Source organism: Luteococcus struthionis (assembly GCF_048595755.1).
Classification (GTDB): Bacteria; Actinomycetota; Actinomycetes; order Propionibacteriales; family Propionibacteriaceae; genus Luteococcus.
The window spans coordinates 192603-210126 of the sequence record NZ_CP184360.1 but is presented as its reverse complement, the minus strand read 5'-3'; the positions used below and the strand labels follow the sequence as shown (position 1 = coordinate 210126).

General features: G+C 69.4%; 15 protein-coding genes. All 15 read left to right on the top strand.

Annotation, left to right across the window (positions count from 1 at the left end; all coding sequences use genetic code 11):
• Positions 1-94 precede the first annotated feature (94 nt).
• The 15 genes from mraZ to ACOAMO_RS00920 all read left to right on the top strand — a co-directional run bounded on the left by mraZ (position 95) and on the right by ACOAMO_RS00920 (position 17491).
• Positions 95-523 carry a division/cell wall cluster transcriptional repressor MraZ gene (gene mraZ, locus ACOAMO_RS00990; RefSeq protein ID WP_420175734.1) on the top strand — a complete coding sequence of 143 codons (429 nt, stop codon included), beginning with the start codon at positions 95-97 and terminating at the stop codon, positions 521-523.
• Between the two features lie 148 nt (positions 524-671).
• Positions 672-1670, top strand: coding sequence for a 16S rRNA (cytosine(1402)-N(4))-methyltransferase RsmH (rsmH, locus tag ACOAMO_RS00985; protein ID WP_420175733.1), 999 nt, complete (start codon positions 672-674; stop codon positions 1668-1670).
• Positions 1667-2347 carry a hypothetical protein gene (locus ACOAMO_RS00980; protein WP_420175732.1) on the top strand — a complete coding sequence of 227 codons (681 nt, stop codon included), beginning with the start codon at positions 1667-1669 and terminating at the stop codon, positions 2345-2347. The genes rsmH and ACOAMO_RS00980 overlap by 4 nt, the downstream gene beginning before the upstream one ends.
• Positions 2347-4266, top strand: coding sequence for a peptidoglycan D,D-transpeptidase FtsI family protein (locus ACOAMO_RS00975; protein WP_420175731.1), 1920 nt, complete (start codon positions 2347-2349; stop codon positions 4264-4266). The genes ACOAMO_RS00980 and ACOAMO_RS00975 overlap by 1 nt, the downstream gene beginning before the upstream one ends.
• A gap of 56 nt (positions 4267-4322) precedes the next feature.
• Complete coding sequence (locus ACOAMO_RS00970; RefSeq protein ID WP_420176942.1) at positions 4323-5843, top strand: UDP-N-acetylmuramoyl-L-alanyl-D-glutamate--2,6-diaminopimelate ligase; 1521 nt, start codon at positions 4323-4325, stop codon at positions 5841-5843.
• Positions 5843-7294, top strand: coding sequence for a UDP-N-acetylmuramoyl-tripeptide--D-alanyl-D-alanine ligase (locus ACOAMO_RS00965; RefSeq protein ID WP_420175730.1), 1452 nt, complete (start codon positions 5843-5845; stop codon positions 7292-7294). The genes ACOAMO_RS00970 and ACOAMO_RS00965 overlap by 1 nt, the downstream gene beginning before the upstream one ends.
• Positions 7291-8361, top strand: coding sequence for a phospho-N-acetylmuramoyl-pentapeptide-transferase (gene mraY, locus ACOAMO_RS00960; RefSeq protein WP_420175729.1), 1071 nt, complete (start codon positions 7291-7293; stop codon positions 8359-8361). Before ACOAMO_RS00965 ends, mraY begins: the two co-directional genes overlap by 4 nt.
• Complete coding sequence (gene murD / locus ACOAMO_RS00955) at positions 8343-9833, top strand: UDP-N-acetylmuramoyl-L-alanine--D-glutamate ligase (protein ID WP_420175728.1); 1491 nt, start codon at positions 8343-8345, stop codon at positions 9831-9833. Before mraY ends, murD begins: the two co-directional genes overlap by 19 nt.
• Positions 9834-9987: 154 nt before the next feature.
• Positions 9988-11181 carry an FtsW/RodA/SpoVE family cell cycle protein gene (locus ACOAMO_RS00950; protein ID WP_420176941.1) on the top strand — a complete coding sequence of 398 codons (1194 nt, stop codon included), beginning with the start codon at positions 9988-9990 and terminating at the stop codon, positions 11179-11181.
• A 35-nt stretch (positions 11182-11216) separates the two neighbouring features.
• Positions 11217-12389 (top strand): undecaprenyldiphospho-muramoylpentapeptide beta-N-acetylglucosaminyltransferase, encoded by a 1173-nt coding sequence (gene murG, locus ACOAMO_RS00945; protein WP_420175727.1) that lies wholly within the window; start codon positions 11217-11219, stop codon positions 12387-12389.
• Entirely contained in the window at positions 12379-13785 is a 1407-nt protein-coding gene (gene murC, locus ACOAMO_RS00940; RefSeq protein ID WP_420175726.1) for a UDP-N-acetylmuramate--L-alanine ligase, read from the top strand. The genes murG and murC overlap by 11 nt, the downstream gene beginning before the upstream one ends.
• Positions 13782-14540, top strand: coding sequence for a cell division protein FtsQ/DivIB (locus ACOAMO_RS00935; protein ID WP_420175725.1), 759 nt, complete (start codon positions 13782-13784; stop codon positions 14538-14540). Before murC ends, ACOAMO_RS00935 begins: the two co-directional genes overlap by 4 nt.
• Before the next feature lie 196 nt (positions 14541-14736).
• Positions 14737-16017: a cell division protein FtsZ gene (gene ftsZ / locus ACOAMO_RS00930; RefSeq protein WP_420175724.1), complete on the top strand. Its 1281-nt coding sequence runs from the start codon at positions 14737-14739 to the stop codon at positions 16015-16017.
• Between the two features lie 100 nt (positions 16018-16117).
• A complete protein-coding gene (locus ACOAMO_RS00925; protein WP_420175723.1) occupies positions 16118-16894 on the top strand; it encodes a polyphenol oxidase family protein in 777 nt (258 codons plus the stop codon).
• A gap of 66 nt (positions 16895-16960) precedes the next feature.
• A complete protein-coding gene (locus tag ACOAMO_RS00920) occupies positions 16961-17491 on the top strand; it encodes a cell division protein SepF (protein WP_420175722.1) in 531 nt (176 codons plus the stop codon).
• Positions 17492-17524: the final 33 nt, after the last annotated feature.

The window sequence follows — 17524 nt, the reverse complement described above, 5'->3', positions numbered from 1 at the left end:
GGGAGCAAGTGGTGTTGGAAGTGGGGCGTTGTGGAGTATTGTGGAGTGCAGTGGAGGGAAACGGCACGATCGTGGAGTGAGCGGAGGTGGCCCGGTGTTCCTGGGTACTCACACTCCGAAGCTCGACGAGAAGGGTCGCTTCTTCCTGCCGGCGAAGTTTCGCGACGAGCTGGCCGACGGTCTGGTGATCACCAGGAGCCAGGACAGGTGTCTGGCGATCTATCCGACCGCGACCTTCGTCGAGATGACCAAGCAGGTGAGCACTGCTCCGACGACCCTCAAGCAGGTTCGTGACTTCCAGCGCATGCTGGCGGCCGGCGCCTCGGACGAGACGCCGGACAAGCAGGGCCGGGTGACCATCCCGTCCCAGCTGCGTCAGTACGCCGGTCTCGAACAGCAGATCGTCGTGGTGGGTGCCATCAACCGCGTGGAGGTCTGGGACGTCGCTGCGTGGGAGGAGTACTCCGCTGCGCAGGAATCGGTCTTCGCCGAGATGAATGAAGAGGTCTTCCCCGGCCTGTGAGTCGGGGATCGACGGTTGACGGATTGTGCCACGAGGCTTCAATCCGGGAGCATCCAGGCTCCCTGGCTCACCTTCCCCGGTGCCAGGTGGCCCGATTCGCTTCCCGGGTTGAAACCCCGAGGCACAAACGAACGGATTGGTGGGTCGAATGGGCGAGACCGAGCTGGTGGACACGTCCGCCGCGGCCGCAGCCGATCCTGCCCGCATCCACATCCCCGTGATGCGAGACCGCATCCTCGAACTGCTCTCCCCGGCGCTCCAGGAGGCCGGGAGCATCCACGTCGACGGCACGCTGGGCATGGGTGGCCATGCCGAGGCGGTGCTGCGGGCCTGCCCCCAGACGCGGGTGATCGGCATCGACCGCGATCCCTCGGCCCTGGCCATCGCGAGCAAGCGCCTGGAGTCCTTCGGGGAGCGTTTCACCCCGGTCGAGGCCGTCTACGACGAGCTGCCCGACGTGCTGGACGAACTCGGGGTGCAGCACATCGACACGATGTTGCTTGACCTGGGGCTGTCGAGCCTGCAGATCGACCGCCGTGAGCGTGGATTCGCCTATTCGGTGGACGCGCCGCTCGACATGCGCATGGACGGCAAGCAGGGGCTCACCGCCGCAGAGGTGGTCAACACCTACGAGCCGCGGGACCTGCTCCGGATCCTGCGGGTCTACGGCGAGGAACGCTTCGCCGACCGGGTCGTGCGTCGCATCGTCGCCGAGCGCGAGTCAGAACCCTTCGTTCGCTCCGCTCGTCTGGTGCAGGTGATCCAGGACGCCATCCCGATGGCTGCTCGCAAGAGTGGCGGCCACCCGGCCAAGCGCACCTTCCAGGCCCTGCGCATCGAGGTCAATGCAGAGCTGGAGGCACTGGAAGGGGTGCTGCCTGCCGCACTCGAGGCGCTCGGGGTGGGGGGACGTCTGGCAGTGCTGGCCTACCACTCCCTGGAGGACCGGATGGTGAAGAACCTCTTCCGCGTCGGGTCCTCCGACTCCGCACCGGCCCACCTGCCCGTGGTCCCCGAATCCATGCAGCCCGAACTGCGGTTGCTCACCAGGGGTGCGGAGAAACCCTCCCAGGAGGAAGTCGAGACCAATCCCCGTGCAGCCTCCGCGCGGCTGCGGGTTGCCGAACGCATCAGGAGTCCACGATGAGCGCACTGCTTGCGCCGCTGGAGCAGATCCAGGAACGCGCCTCGCAGCGCGCCGAGCGCCCTGCCCTGCAGTCCGTGCAGACCAGCCCCTTCCGGCTCTCCCGGGTGGCCTTCACCATCTTCCTGCTCACGCTGCTCGGCGCCGGGATGGTCGGGGTCCTGCTGTTGAACACCGCCATCCAGCAACGGGCCACCACGGTCGCCCAGGCCCAGCGCACCGCCGACGACCTGGGCCACCGCCAGGCCTCCCTGAACGCTCGGGTGCAGCAGCTGCGCTCCAGCTCAGACCTGGCGGATCGCGCCTGGCAGATGGGGCTGCGTCCCAACCCGTACCCCGTCTTCGTGCAGCTCGACGCCGACGGCAAGGGCGGTCGGGTGCTGGGTGAGCCGAGCCGGGTCACCGGCCAGGAGATGCCCAACCAGCACTATCGCAGTGCCGACGAGGTCACCGCGGCCATGGAGAAGGCCCGCATCGCCCGGCAGACGCAATTGGAGAATGAGCGCAAGGCACGGCTGGCGGCCATCGAGGCCCGCAAGGCGAAGGCCGAGGCGGAGGCCCGCGCCAAGGCCGCGGCCGATCGCGCGGCAGAGGCCAAGAAGGCCGCCCAGCAGAAGGAAGCTCAGAAGAAGGCTGCCCAGAAGAAGGAAGCCTCCGCGGCCAATACCGGGGGCAACTGATGGAGCAGCGTCCCAGCGGGCGTGCGTCCCAGCGGCGCACGCCACCCTCTGGCGCTCGGCGGGCCCCGAGGGGCCGAGCCGCAACCGGCGCACGCCTCCAGCTCGCGCCGGTCACCACCCGGCTGCGTTGGCTGCTGCTGATCATCCTGGTGGTGCTCACCCTGTTCATGGGGCGGGCTCTGCAGTTGCAGGCCTTCGACTCGCAGGCCTATGCGGCCAAGGCCGCCGCCCAGATGACCCACACGGTGCCCCTGGTGCCGCAGCGGGGCAGGATTGCCGACCGTTTCGGAACCGTGATGGCCGACACCGTGCCCGCGGTGAAGATCATCGCCGATCCCAGCATGATCGAGCGCAATGGGGCCGACAAGCGTCGCGAGCTCACCGAACGTGAACAGGCCATCGGCAAGGCCGCCCCCGGGGCCATGGCAGCGGTGCTCGCCAAGCATCTGGGTGGCAAGCCGGCGGACTTCCTTCCCGCGCTGACCGCCCGCGACAAGGCGGGCAAGCCCTTGCAGTACAAGGTGGTGGCACCGCAGGTGGAGGCCAGCACGTGGAATGAGATCAACAAGGAGCTGCGCAAGGGCGGCCCGGCCGGCAAGTACGAGGCGGGCTACTGGTACGGCCTCTACAAGGAGGACAATCCCAAGCGCATCTATCCCTCCGGCTCGGTGGGAGGAAACCTGGTGGGTGTGGTGCGTTCGGACGGCACCGCGCTGACCGGCCTGGAGAAGCACCTCGACGACCAGTTGACCGGCACCCCCGGTGTGGAGACCTTCGAGAGCTCGGTCTACGGGCGCATCCCGCTGGGCACCGACGTGCTGACCCCGGCGGTGGACGGCACCAACTACAACCTGACCATCGACACCACCCTGCAGCAGACCACCGAGGCGGCGCTGGCCAAGGGCACCATCAACTCCGCGGCGGCCACCGGCACCGCGATCGTGATGAACGTGAAGACCGGCGAGGTGCTGGCCAATGCCAACCTGCCCGGCTACGACCCGAACAACATCAGCCGGATCGCCGCCAAGAACAGCATGCTGAACCGTTCGGTGGAGGCCATCTACGAGCCCGGATCGGTCCAGAAGGTGCTCACCATGGCGGCCCTGGCCGACAAGGGGCTGGTGACCGCCGACACCCGGGTGGAGGTGCCGCCGAAGTTGGCCTCCGGCAGCGGCTACATCCGTGACTCCTATGCCCACGGCACGGTGCCGATGACCGCGCGCGGCGTGATGGCCAAGTCGTCGAACATCGGCACCACCATGTTGGCGCGGCAACTGGACAAGGCCACCACTGTGGAATACCTGAAGTCCTTCGGGCTGGGACGAAAGACCGGCCTGGAGCTTCCCGGTGAGGGCGCGGGCCTGCTGCCCAAGGCCGACATGGCCGACTACACCCGTGACCAGATCGCCTTCGGCCAGGGCTTGTCGACCACCCCGATCCAGGAGGCGGCGGCCGTGGCGGGCATCGTCAACGACGGTGTCTACAACCCGCCGACCCTGCTGAAGCAGGCGACCAGCAGCACCGGTGAAGAGGTGGAGCTGCCCGACCGCACGCCGCGTCGCGTGATCTCGAAGCAGGCCTCGGCCGAGGTGCGCGACATGATGGAGGCGGTCATCACGCTGGCTCCCGAGGACCGCGCCATCCCCGGCTATCGCACGATCGGCAAGTCGGGCACGGCAGAGCGTGCCGACGGCAAGGGCGGCTATTCCGGTTACACGGCCTCCTTCGTGATGGCCGCTCCCGCCGAGAACCCGCAGATCCTGGTCTACGTGGTGCTCGACGAACCCATCAAGGGGCACCAGGGCTCCGAGGTTGCGCTGCCGGTGGCCCAGGAGGTCATGAAGCTGGCACTTCCGCGCTACGGTGTCCTGCCGGATTCCACTCCGGCGCCCGAGAAACCGTTGGAGTACGAGCCGTGACATCTGACCAGAGCCTGCTGCGCCCCACGGCGCAGGTGCACAGTGAACTCGACGCCCTGTTCGCTGATTCCCCTCCCGGCGCCATCGAGCTGCCGGACGCGTCGGTCCCCGTGACCGGGATCACCCTGGATTCGCGCACCGTCACCCAGGGAGACCTGTACGTCGCCCTGAGCGGAAGCCGCACCCACGGGGCCAGCTTCGCCGCCGGCGCGGTGGAGCGAGGCGCCGTGGCCATCCTGACCGACGAGGCGGGCCGTTCCCAGGCCGAGGCGACCGGTGTGCCGGTCGTGGTGGCGCGTGACGCGCGGGCGACGATGGCGGATGCGGCGGCGGTGCTGTTCGGGCGGCCGGGCGACGAGCTGCTGATGTTCGGGCTGACCGGAACCAATGGCAAGACCACCACCACCTTCCTGCTGGAGGCGGCGCTGGCGGCTGGCGGCCGTCGGGTGGGGACCATCGGCACCAATGGTTTCCGCTTGGACGCGCAGGAGCTGCCCAGCAACCGCACCACCGTCACCACCCCCGAGTCACCCGACCTGCAGGCGCTGCTGGCCGTGATGCGCGAGCGCGGTGCGCAGTGCGTCGCGATGGAGGTCAGCTCCCATGCGCTGGCCCTGCAGCGGGTCGAACGGATCACCTTCGACGTGGCCGGTTTCACCAACCTGGGGCGTGACCACCTGGACTTCCACCCCACCATGGAGGACTACTTCGAGGCCAAGGCCCTGCTCTTCGAGCCCGAGCGCTGCCGCATCGCCGTGGTCAACACCGACGATCCCCACGGCCAGGAACTGGCCCGCAGGATCACCGAGCGGGGCCAGGTGCGGCTGGAGACCACCGGCATGGCCGACAGCGACCACCAGATCATCGCCACCCGTCCCCAGGGGCCGGGAACCTGGATCCACTACCGCGGCCCCCAGGGCGAGCGCGAGTTCACCATCGACCTGCCGGGCGACTACAACGCCCGCAATGCCGTGATGGCCGTGGCCATGGCGACCGCTGCCGGCGTCGAGCTCGACGAGGCGATCGCCGGTGTGGCCCACGCGCAGGTGCCAGGGCGCATGCAGTTGGTCCGCCTGGACGGCGAACAGGCCCCGACGGTCTACGTGGACTTCGCCCACACCCCGCAGGCCATCGAGCAGGCGGTGCGTTCGGCCCGTCCCGGCCCCGGCGGGCGCATCGTCGTGGTCACGGGCGCCGGCGGTGACCGCGACAGTGCCAAGCGGGCCCCGATGGGAGCCGCAGCCGCCTCCGGCCTCGGCATCGTCGTGGTCACCGACGACAACCCCCGCACCGAGGATCCCTCCGCGATCCGTGCCGCGGTGGCCGAGGGCGCTCGCGCCGCAGGACAGGCCGAGGTGGTGGAGGTGCAGGACGGCCGTCGGGCCGCGATCCGGCGGGCCCTGGAACTGGCCGGCCCGGCCGACGTGGTGCTGGTGCTGGGCAAGGGCCATGAGAAGGGACAGATCGTGGGCACCACGATCCATGACTTCGTCGATGTCGACGTGGTGCACGAGCAGTGGAAGCTGCTCGTCGGCGCCGCGCAGGGCACCGGCGACGAGCAACGGGAAGTGCACTGATGAGGACGATGGATGCCGCGACGCTGGCCGAGTGGGCCGGTGGTGAGCTGCAGGGCGACCCGCAGGCCCAGGTGGGGCCGGACGTCGTGATCGATGCCCGCAAGGCCACCGAGGGTTCGGTCTTCGTCGCGATTCCCGGCGAACGGGTGGACGGCCACGACTTCACCGGGCAGGCTCAGGCAGCCGGTGCCGCGGCGGTGATCGGAACCCGACAGACCGAGGCCGAGTTGGCGCACGTCGTGGTGGAGGAGAGCGTCGCCGCACTGTCTCGCTTGGCGCGGCAGGTCGTGGCGCGGGAACAGCAGCGGGGCCTGGTGAGCCTGGCCGTGACCGGCAGCTCCGGCAAGACCTCCACCAAGGACCTGTTGGCCCAGTTGCTGGAGGCCGACGGCCCCACGGTCAGCCCGGTGGGGTCCTTCAACAACGAGATCGGGGTGCCGCTGACCGCGTGCAGCATCGACGCCGAGACTCGTTACCTGGTCAGCGAGATGGGTGCCCGAGGGCTGGGACATGTCGCCTGGCTGTGCTCCTTGATGGCGCCGAGCGTCTCCCTGGTGCTGAACGTGGGCACCGCCCACCTGGGCGAGTTCGGCTCCCGGGAGGCGATCGCCCAGGCCAAGGGCGAGATCATCGAGTCGCTGCCGGCGGACGGCTGGGCGGTGCTCAATGCCGACGATCCGCTGGTGGCGGGCATGGCGCCGCGCACCAGCGCCCGACTGGCCTGGTGGTCGCGCACCAATTGGTCGACCCAACTGGGGGAGCGCCCGGCCGGTGACCTGTTCGTGAGCGCCAGCCAGGTGCAGGTCAATGCGCTGGAACAGTACGGCTTCGTGCTGGAGGTGGAGCGGGACGGCCAGCAGGTCAGCCTGCCCGTGCAGCTGCAGCAGCTCGGCAGCCACCAGGTCTCCAATGCCCTGGCCGCAGCCGCCGGGGCTATCGCGGCGGGTTGCAGCCCGGAGCAGGTGGCAAGCTCACTGTCGACGGCGACGGCGCGCAGCCCGTGGCGGATGGAGATGTCCGTGCGTGAGGACGGCGCTGCCGTGCTCAACGACGCCTACAACGCCAATCCCGGCTCCATGCTCGAGGCGATCAACACCCTGGGACGCATCGCCCGCGCCCGCCGCGACGAGGACTCCTCCTCGCGCAGCTTTGCCGTGCTGGGGGACATGCTCGAACTCGGCGATGATGCCGATGAGCTGCATCGTGAACTGGGCCGTCTGGCCGTGAGGAACCGGGTCGACGAGGTGGTGGCGGTGGGCTCCTTCGCCGAGCGGATCGTCGAGGGCGCCAGGCAGGCCGGCGGCAGTGCCCGTGTGGCCGAGCGCGATGAGGTCGCCGGATCGCTAACCTTGGGACGGGCCGATGTGGTCTTGGTGAAGGCCTCTCGCGGTCTTGCCCTGGAGACGGTGGCGGCCGCCCTGTTGGCCGGGAAGAGTGGAGTGCAACGGTGAAGAACATCCTGTTGGCCGGAGGACTGGCCATGGTGGGGACGCTGCTCGGTACCCGCGTGCTGATCGGCTACCTGGTCCGCAAGGGCTATGGCCAGTTCATCCGGGACGACGGGCCCACCGCGCACCACACGAAGCGAGGCACCCCGACCATGGGTGGCCTGGTCATCCTGGTCTCGGTGGTGCTGTCCTATTTCATCGCCCACCTGGTCACCTGGACCCCGGTCACGATCTCGGCCCTGTTGGTGCTGTACCTGTTCGTCGGCCACGGCGTGCTGGGCTTCATGGACGACTGGGCCAAGATCACCAAGCAGCGTTCGCTGGGCCTGACCGGCAGGGCCAAGCTGGTGGGGCAGGGCTTCCTGGCGGTCAGCTTCGGCCTGGCAGCCCTGTACTTCCCCAATGAGCGGGGCATTCGCCCTGCCTCGACCGCCATCAGCTTCCTGCGTGACATTAGCTGGTTGAACCTGCCGATGGTGCTCGCGGTGGTGTGGATGGTGCTGCTGATCGCCGGCGCCTCCAATGCGGTGAACCTCACCGACGGCCTCGACGGCTTGGCCTCGGGCGCCGCGACCATGGTCTTCAGTGCCTACGCCCTGCTCAACATCTGGCAGTTCAACCAGTGGTGCGGGGCCCAGGCCACCAGCGGCCCGCGCTGCTACGAGGTGCGTGACCCCTACGACCTGGCTGTGGTGGCGATGGCCCTGGCCGGTGCCTGCTTCGGCTTCCTGTGGTGGAATGCCTCGCCCGCCAAGATCTTCCTGGGCGACACCGGCAGCCTCTCGCTGGGGGCCGCTCTGGCCGGCCTGGCGATCCTGTCGCGCACCGAATTCCTGCTGGTGATCCTGGGTGCCCTGTTCGTCATGGAGACGGTCTCGGTGATGATGCAGGTCACCTACTTCAAGGCCACCGGGGGCAAGCGCATCTTCAAGATGACCCCGATCCACCACCACTTCGAACTGCTCGGCTGGGCCGAGGTCACCGTCGTGATCCGGTTCTGGATCATCTGCGGCCTGGCCGTGGCCACCGGGCTCGGACTCTTCTACGCGGAATGGGTGGTGGGCCAGTGAGCTCCCTGGACTGGATCAACGACGCGGACCGGCTCTCGCCCTGGCCCCAGGCCAAGGTGGTGGTGGCCGGACTGGGCACCTCCGGCTTCGCGGCCGCCGACGGACTGCTCGAGGTGGGCGCCCAGGTCACCGTGCTGGACGAGAACGACTCCAGCGCCAATGCCGAGAAGGCCACGGTGCTGGAGATCCTCGGCGCCACCATCGAGTTGGGGCAGGGCACCACGACCACGCTGCCCGACGACGTCGACCTGGTGGTCACCTCGCCGGGCTGGCGTCCCTCGGCGCCCCTGCTGGAGCAGGCCGCGGCGCGGGGAGTGCCGATCTGGGGCGAGGTCGAGCTGGCCTGGCGGATGCAGCATCCCGACCGTGCCGTTCCCTGGCTCGCGATCACCGGCACCAATGGCAAGACCACCACCACCCAGATGCTGGAGTCCATCCTGGCCGCTGCCGGGCTGAAGACCTCCGCCGTGGGCAACATCGGCCGTCCCGTGATGGAGGCCGTGCTGGACGAGACGTCCTATGACGTGCTCGCGGTGGAACTGTCCAGTTTCCAGCTGCACTGGTCCAACAGCGTGCAGATGCACTCGGCCGCGGTGCTGAACCTGCAGCCCGACCACCTGCAGTGGTACGAGGGAGCCGGCTTCGACGAGCAGCTCGACCCGATGGGTCGCTACCGCGCCGACAAGGCACGCATCTACCACCAGGTGCGGCACAGCTGCGTCTACAACGTGGCCGATCCCCTCACCGAAGGCATGGTCGAGGAGGCCGACGTGGTGGAGGGCGCCCGTGCCATCGGCTTCACCCTGGGCGTGCCCGGCATGAGCATGCTCGGCGTGGTCGACGACCTGCTCGTGGACCGCGCCTTCGTGGAGCAGCGCAAGGACTCCGCGATGGAGCTGGCCAAGGTCAGCGACGTCCACCCCAATGCACCCCACAATGTGGAGAATGCGCTGGCCGCGGCGGCGCTGGCCCGTTCCTTCGGCGTCCCCCCGGCCGCCGTGGGCCAAGGACTGCGCAACCTGCAGCTGGGCGGCCACCGCATCCAGACCGTGGCCGAACACGGCGGCGTTCGCTACGTGGACGATTCCAAGGCCACCAACCCGCACGCGGCCAATTCGTCGATGCGGGCCTTCGAGTCCATCGTCTGGGTGGCCGGTGGCCAGGCCAAGGGCACGACCTTCGACGAACTCGTCAAGACCCACGGCGAGCGGCTGCGCGGCGCCGTGCTGCTCGGCGTCGATCGCCACGTGGTGGCCCGCGCGCTGGCCGAGCATGCCCCGCAGGTGCCCGTGGTGGTGCTCGACGACAGCTCCACCACCGTGATGCAGGAGGCGGTTCGCGAGGCCGCCCGCATGGCCAGGCCCGGAGACGTGGTGCTGCTGGCCCCCGGCTGCGCGAGCCAGGACATGTGGAGCGGCTATGACGCGCGGGGCAATGACTTCGCAGCGGCGGCACGGGCCCTGGAGGCCTGACACGCAACCGACGAGCATCACCGACAGGAGGGGAGGGGCGATGGCCAGCAAGGCCCAGGAACCACGCACGAGGCGTGATTCCGCCAAGCGAGGCCGAAGCGCTCGCAGCGGCAGCGGTGCCAGCGCCGTCAAGCCCGGTTCCAGCCGTTGGCGGATGATCGACGATGCCCTGGCCGCGCCGATGGCCTCCTGGTACCTGGTGCTGGTCTCCAGCACCCTGCTGGTCTTCCTCGGCGCGCTGATGGTGCTGTCCAGTTCGTCGGTCTACTCCTCGGCGGTGAACCAGGGCAATCCCTGGTACATCGCCCAGCGCCAACTCTTCTTCCTGGTGGTCGGCCTGCCCTTCGCGGCCTGGCTCGCCTTCCAGAAACCACCGATGCTCAAGCTGCTCAGTTGGGTGGCCTTCATCGGCTCGCTGCTGCTCCTGTTGGCCATCTTCGTGCCCGGGCTGGGCAGCGACGCCGGCAAGGGAAACCTGGCCTGGCTGGTGATCGGCCCGCTCAGCCTCCAACCCTCGGAGTTCGCCAAGCTCGGGCTGGTGATGTGGGCCGCGGCGGTGGCCAGCACCAAGGAAAGGGTGCTCGACCAGCCGCGTGAACTGGCGCCCCTGGTGGCGGGCTTCGCCGTGGTCGAGGTGCTGGTGCTCGCGCAGAAGGACCTGGGCACCGCCCTGGTGATCGGCGCGATCGCCTTCTCGATCCTGTTCGTGCTGGGCGTCCCGATCCGGATGCTGGGCGTGGCCGTGGCAGTCGCCGGGGCGGCCGTGCTCGCCCTGGTGGTCACCAGCCCCAACCGCATGCGTCGTGTCGCCGCCTTCGTCAGCGGCACCGTCGTCGACGATCCCAATGCCTCGCAGCAGCCGCTCTCGGCCATCTATGCGCTCGCCTCGGGCGGCTGGTGGGGCCTCGGCCTGGGCTATTCGCGCCAGAAGTGGGGCAACCTCAACGACGGTGCCCAGAATGACTTCGTCTTCGCCGTGCTGGGCGAGGAGATGGGCCTGATGGGCACCTTGTCGGTGCTGCTGCTGTTCGGGGTGCTGGGCTATGCGGGGCTGCGCATCGCGATGCGAGCCGACTCCTTGTTCGTGCGTGTGCTGGCTGCCGGAACCACCAGTTGGTTGCTCTTCCAGGCCCTGGTCAACATCGGAGTGGCCATGAAGATGCTGCCGGTGGTGGGCGTGCCGTTGCCCTTCATCTCGGCCGGTGGTTCGGCACTCATGGCCAACCTGTTGGCGGTGGGTGTGCTGTTGGCCTGCGCCAGGCAGGAACCAGCGGCGCGTCGGCGGCTGGCCCGCAAGGCTGGCGAGCCCCGTCCCAAGGTCACTACGGTGGTGGACGGAGGCCGATGAGCCCCACCCCACGAGACCTCTCTTCCAGGAGCATCATGTCCGAACAGTCCTTCGTCCCGCCGGAGCGGTCGACGTCCGCCCCGGTCAGGGTGGTGCTGGCCGGTGGGGGGACCGCGGGCCACATCGCCCCGATGATCGCCACCGCCGAGGCTCTGGGCGAACTCGCCCCCGGCGCCCAACTGGCCTGCATCGGCACCAGCAAGGGGCTGGAGACGCGGCTGGTGCCGGCGGCGGGCCTGCCGCTGGAACTGGTGCCGCCCGTGCCGCTGCCGCGCAAGCCCAGCGTCGACCTGTTGAAGGTCCCCAGCCGGTTGGCGGGCTCGATCCGTCGTGCCGGCCAGATCCTCGACGAGCAGCGAGCCCAGGTGGTGGTGGGCTTTGGCGGCTATGTGGCGATGCCGGCCTACCTGGCGGCTCGCCGTCGTGGCCTGCCGGTGGTGGTGCACGAGGGCAATGCCGTGCCGGGTCTGGCCAACAAGGTGGCGGCGCGCTTCGCCCGACGGGTGCTGGCGACCTTCGGCAGCACGCCCCTGCCGGGATGCGAGCAGGTGGGCATGCCGGTGCGACGAGAGATCAACGAGCTGGCCCGCCTGGGACGCGAGAGTCGGGCCCGCGCCGCGAGGGAGTCCTTCGGCCTGGACCCGGATCGTCCCACCCTGCTGGTGACGGGTGGATCGCAGGGCGCGCGCAGCATCAACAACGCCACGCTGGCGGCCCGTGACGACTTGCTCGCCGCCGGGGTGCAGGTCTTGCACGTGTGGGGCCCGAAGAACTTCACCGATGACATGGTGGTGGTCACCGACCCCGGCAGCGGGGCCGGCTACCACCCGGTGGCCTACGTGGACGGCATGGAGAATGCCTACGCGGCCGCCGACATGATGGTCTGCCGCTCCGGGGCGGGCACGGTCTACGAGGCCGGCATCTGCGGACTGCCCGCCATCTTCGTGCCGCTGCCGCACGGCAACGGCGAGCAGGAGCGCAATGCCACCGGCCTGGTCGCGGCCGGCGGTGGCGTGCTGGTGCCCGACGGTGAGCTGGACGGCCCTCGCCTGGTGCGCGAGGTGGTGCCGCGGCTGCAGGACCGCCAGCAGCTGCAGGCCATGTCGCAGGCCGGCCCCGCCCTTTTCGAAGCCGACGCCGCGCGGGCCGTGGCGCGCGCGGTCCTGGAGTGTGCCGCACCGGAGCAAGGAGCAGACCATGTTGCGTGAACCCGTGGAGGTGCTGCCCGCCCAGGAAGTGGGGCCGGTGCACTTCATCGCCATCGGCGGTGCCGGCATGAGCGGCATCGCCCAGCTCTACCACGACCTGGGCGTGGAGGTCTCCGGATCGGACCAGGCCGACTCCCCGGCACTGCGGCAACTGAACCGCAACGGGGTGCGCACCCACGTCGGGCACGACGCGGCGCAGCTGGGCGATGCGCAGACCGTGGTGGTCTCCTCCGCGATCCGCGAGTCGAATCCGGAGCTGGCCGCCGCCCGGGAGCGTGGCCTGCGCATCTGGCACCGCAGCACGGCGCTGGCCGCCCTGATGCTGGGCCGCGAAGGCGTCTCGATCGCCGGCACCCACGGCAAGACCACCACCACGGGCATGACGGCGGTGATGCTCGACGGCGTCGGCGCCGATCCCTCCTATGTCATCGGTTCCCCCCTGGCCAGCACCGGCAAGAGCGCCCACCTGGGCGGCGGCGAGGCCTTCGTGGTGGAGGCCGACGAGTCCGACGGCACCTTCCTGCAGTACCCCACCACCATCGCGGTGGTCACCAATGTGGAGGCCGACCACCTGGACAACTGGGGCAGCGCCGAGGCCTACCACCACGGCTTCCTGCGTTTCGCGACCGGGGAGCGGGTGCGTGCCGTCGTGCTCGACGGCGACGACCCGGTGGCCGCCGCGCTGGGCGACCAGTTGCGGTCGCAGGGGCGCACCGTGGTGGCCTATGGCGAGGGCAAGGGCTGTGAGGTCCGGCTCAGCGAGCTGGACTTCGAGGGCACCTCCGCCGCGGCCACCATCAGCCACGACGGCTGGACCGGCCGGATGCAGCTGCAGGTGCCGGGCCGCTACAACCTGGGCAATGCCTGCGCGGCCTTCGCCGTGGGGCGCCTGCTGGGCCACGACCCGGACGCGCTGGTGCGTGCCGCCAGCACCTTCACCGGCACCTTGCGTCGCTTCCAGCTGGTGGGAGAGGTGGACGGCGTGCGCGTCTACGACGACTACGCGCACCACCCGACCGAGATCCGCGCGGCCCTGACCGCCGCGCGCAAGGCGGCCGAGCAGGGGCGCGTGGTGGCCTGTTTCCAGCCGCACCTGTTCAGCCGCACCCAGGAATTCGCCCAGGAGTTCGGCGAGGCGCTCGCGCTGGCCGACGTCGTGGTGGTCACCGACGTCTATGCGGCCCGGGAGGACCCCATCGAGGGCGTCGACGGCAGCCTGGTGCACGAGGCGGCCCTGGCCGCCGGCGCCGAATCGCTCTACGTTCCCAACAAGGCGCACCTGCCCTCCGCGCTGGCCAACCTGGCCCAGTCCGGTGACCTGGTGATGACCCTGGGCGCCGGCGACGTCACCCTGGTGGGGCCGCTGCTGGTCGACCAGTTGACCGTTCGCCGATGACCCCATCCAGCAGGCTGGAGCGCGGCGATCGTCCACGCCCGGCGACCCCCACCGACGTCTCCGCCGCCATCGAGCAACGCCGGCGGCTGGAGCTGCGCCGTCGACGTCTCACGGTGGCGTTGGCGGCCGCCCTGGTGGCCCTGGCCCTGACCCTGGTCTGGGTGGTGCGCCATTCACCGGTGCTCTCCGTCCGTCAGGTGGAGGTCACCGGCACCCGTCAGGTGAAGCCCGACCAGGTGGTGAGCGCCGCGCAGGTGCCGATGGGAACCCCCTTGGCGCGCTTGGACACCCGTGCCATCGCCGAGCGGGTCAGCAGCGGGATCGTCCCGGTGGGGGAGGTCCGGGTGCACACCAAGCTCCCCGACACCGTCGTGGTGGAGGTCAGCGAGCGTTCGGCCGTTTACCAGCGCAAGGCCGGGGCCCAGTGGCAGTCCGTGGACGCCTCGGGCGTGATCTTCGCCCAGGGGCCGCGCAACAAGCGGGTCGCGGCCGTCGAGACCACCTCGGTCGACAATCGTCTGCTGGCGGACGTGGCCACCGTGGTCACCAGCCTGCCACCGGCCGTGAAGGGGCGGGTGCAGGTGGTGCGGGCCGAGAGCCCCGATCGCATCGAGCTTGCGCTGGACAAGGGCCAGAAGGTGGTCTGGGGCAGCGCGGCGGCCTCCCCCGAGAAGGGGCGGGTGCTCCAGGTGCTCTTGGGGCAGGAGGCCACCGTCTTCGACGTGAGCTCACCGGCCACGCCCAGCACCCGGTGAGACCGGTCGAGGGTTGAGGCTCAAGGGTGGGTTGAGACTCTCGGGCCCCGCGGCCTCCAGTGTTGGACACGACTTTTGTGCACCTCATAGCCTGTGCTGAGTCAACCGTTGCGTCTTCCCGGGCGTCCAGATGGGCTCCATCAGGCGACGACAGGTTCACAAGCTCCGTACTGACAAGAATTGAGGCGGGATCCCCGTGGCGAGTGCTTCGCAGAACTATCTGGCAGTGATCAAGGTCGTCGGTGTGGGCGGCGGCGGTGTCAACGCTGTCAACCGAATGATCGAGGCCGGCCTCAAGGGTGTCGAGTTCATCGCGATCAACACCGACGCCCAGGCGCTGCTGATGAGCGATGCGGACGTCAAGCTCGACGTGGGCCGTGAGCTGACCCGTGGGTTGGGCGCCGGCGCCGATCCCGACAAGGGTCGTCAGGCCGCCGAGGACCACGCCGAGGAGATCGAGGAGACGCTGCGGGGCGCGGACATGGTCTTCGTGACGGCCGGCGAGGGTGGCGGAACCGGAACCGGTGGCGCCCCCGTGGTGGCCAAGATCGCCCGTTCGATCGGTGCGCTGACCATTGGTGTGGTGACCCGCCCATTCTCCTTCGAGGGCAAGCGTCGTTCCACCCAGGCGGAGGAGGGCATCAACCGCCTGCGCGAGGAGGTCGACACCCTCATCGTCATCCCCAATGACAAGCTGCTGCAGATGACCGACCACCAGATCGCCATCCTGGAGGCCTTCAAGCAGGCCGACCAGGTGCTGATGCAGGGTGTCTCGGGCATCACCGACCTGATCACCACCCCCGGCGTGATCAACCTTGACTTCGCCGACGTGAAGTCGGTCATGAGCAATGCCGGATCGGCCCTGATGGGCATCGGTTCGGCCAGGGGAGAGGATCGTGCGCGGGCGGCCGCGGAGACGGCGATCAACTCGCCGCTGCTGGAGGCCTCCATCGACGGTGCACATGGCGTGCTGCTGTCGATCGCCGGTGGTTCCGACCTGGGCCTGTTCGAGGTCTCGGCCGCGGCGAACCTGATCGAGGCGGCCGCGCACGACGAGGCCAACATCATCTTCGGCACCATCATCGACGACGGTCTGGGCGACGAGGTGCGTGTCACGGTCATCGCCGCGGGCTTCGACGGGGGTTCCCCGCCCAAGCGCCAGCCCGGGATCCAGCGTTCCCCGGGGCTGAACATGAATGGCACGCGCAACACGGCCCTCACGCCGCCGCAGGCGCAGAACACGCCCACCGCAACCCAGGTGGCCCGGGGCCCGCAGGTGACGGGATCCACTGCGCCCAGCCAGCCGCAGTCGACCCCGCAGCAGCCCCAGTCGACGCCGCAGTACACCCAGGCCCAGCCCTCGCAGTCGAGCTCGCACCAGGCGCCGGTCAACAACAACTCGGCCTTCGAGACGGCCCGCACGCCGCGGCCGGCCGAGTCCGACGACGACCTGGACATCCCCGACTTCCTGAAGTGAGTGCCGCCGGCTGACGGCCCTTCGATTAGTGCCCCCGACATCGTGTCGGGGGCACTCGTCGTCATACGGCTGGGTGTTGGTGGCGGCTAGGCTCGTCACCATGTTCACGCATCTCGTCCAGCCGGGGGAGGGCCCCACTGGGGTCGGACTGGCCTTCACCGACCGGCACGACGGTTTCAGCGTCGGCACCATGGCCTCGCTCAACCTGGGCCGCACCGATGTGGATGACCTGACCGCCCTGCGGCGCAATGGTGAAGCCGTGCAGGCGGCGCTGCATGTGCCGACCCTGGTGACGCTGCACCAGGTGCACGGCGCCGACGTCCTGGTGGTCGACGAGGATTTCGTCGAGCACCGCTGGGGCCCCGAACACTGGCTCGGGGAGGCGGCCGGGATGCCGCCGCTGCCGAAGGCCGACGCCGCCGTCACCCGCCTCACCGGCGTTGCCCTGGTCATCCGGGTGGCCGACTGCGTCCCGGTGCTCTTCGCCGACGAAGCGGCCGGGGTGGTGGGTGCCGCGCATGCCGGGCGGGTGGGCTTCGACCAAGGGGTCTTGCGGTCCACCCTGGCGGCGATGGAGGAGCTCGGCGCCACCCAGGTGCGCGCCTGGATCGGACCGCACGTGTGTGGCCAGTGCTACGAGGTGCCGCAGCAGATGGCCGAGGAGCTGGAGGCTCGTCACCCCGGTACCGCTGGGCGCACCCGCTGGCAGACCGCCTCACTCGATCTGGGAAGAGGGTGCGAGGCCCAGTTGCGGGAGGCCGGGGTGCAGGTGGAGCGGTTGGATCCCTGTACGCTCGAAAGCCCAGACCTGCATTCGCACCGACGTGATGGTGCCGGTGCCGGCCGTCAGGCAGGCATCATTTGGCGCGTGTCGTGAGTGGCCGTCCCGCACCGGTGCAGCAGGGCAGGTAACCTCGTCGATGACGTCATTTCAGGAGGGCACATGTCGGACAGCAGCATGAAGAAGGTGGGCAAGTGGCTCGGCCTCATCGAGGATTCGCGCTACGACTACGAGGATGACGGGGAGTTGACCGAGGAGGTCTTCACCGACGCCAACCACGAGCCTTCCCAGATCACGTCGCTGCCCGAGCGTCGCTCTGCGGTGCAGGCACCCGCTCCCCAGGCGGTGACGGTGAACCACCGTCCGGTGCCCAACCAGCAGTCCGAACAGGAGCCGGTGCAGCGCACGGCAGACCTGACGCGGATCATCACCGTGCACCCGCGCACCTACAATGAGGCGCGCACCATCGGCGAGCACTACCGCGACAATGTGCCGGTCATCATGAACCTGTCCGACATGGAGGATGCCGACGCCAAGCGTCTGGTCGACTTCGCGGCGGGCCTGATCTTCGGGTTGCGCGGCACCATCGAGCGGGTGACCAGCAAGGTCTTCCTGCTCTCGCCGCAGAATGTCACCGTGACGGCCGAGGACAAGGAACGCATCGCGGCGGGCGGATTCTTCAACCAGAGCTGAGCCTGCTGCGCGGGCGCTGGCCCGATGACGGTC

What these genes read in the sequence shown, in the direction of transcription:
- rsmH (WP_420175733.1), top strand. Translation starts at nt 672, where the DNA reads ATGGGCGAGACCGAGCTGGTGGACACGTCCGCCGCGGCCGCAGCCGAT.
- ACOAMO_RS00980 (WP_420175732.1), top strand. Translation starts at nt 1,667, where the DNA reads ATGAGCGCACTGCTTGCGCCGCTGGAGCAGATCCAGGAACGCGCCTCG.
- ACOAMO_RS00975 (WP_420175731.1), top strand. Translation starts at nt 2,347, where the DNA reads ATGGAGCAGCGTCCCAGCGGGCGTGCGTCCCAGCGGCGCACGCCACCC.
- ACOAMO_RS00965 (WP_420175730.1), top strand. Translation starts at nt 5,843, where the DNA reads ATGAGGACGATGGATGCCGCGACGCTGGCCGAGTGGGCCGGTGGTGAG.
- murD (WP_420175728.1), top strand. Translation starts at nt 8,343, where the DNA reads ATGGGTGGTGGGCCAGTGAGCTCCCTGGACTGGATCAACGACGCGGAC.
- ACOAMO_RS00950 (WP_420176941.1), top strand. Translation starts at nt 9,988, where the DNA reads ATGATCGACGATGCCCTGGCCGCGCCGATGGCCTCCTGGTACCTGGTG.
- murG (WP_420175727.1), top strand. Translation starts at nt 11,217, where the DNA reads ATGTCCGAACAGTCCTTCGTCCCGCCGGAGCGGTCGACGTCCGCCCCG.
- murC (WP_420175726.1), top strand. Translation starts at nt 12,379, where the DNA reads ATGTTGCGTGAACCCGTGGAGGTGCTGCCCGCCCAGGAAGTGGGGCCG.
- ACOAMO_RS00935 (WP_420175725.1), top strand. Translation starts at nt 13,782, where the DNA reads ATGACCCCATCCAGCAGGCTGGAGCGCGGCGATCGTCCACGCCCGGCG.
- ACOAMO_RS00925 (WP_420175723.1), top strand. Translation starts at nt 16,118, where the DNA reads ATGTTCACGCATCTCGTCCAGCCGGGGGAGGGCCCCACTGGGGTCGGA.
- ACOAMO_RS00920 (WP_420175722.1), top strand. Translation starts at nt 16,961, where the DNA reads ATGTCGGACAGCAGCATGAAGAAGGTGGGCAAGTGGCTCGGCCTCATC.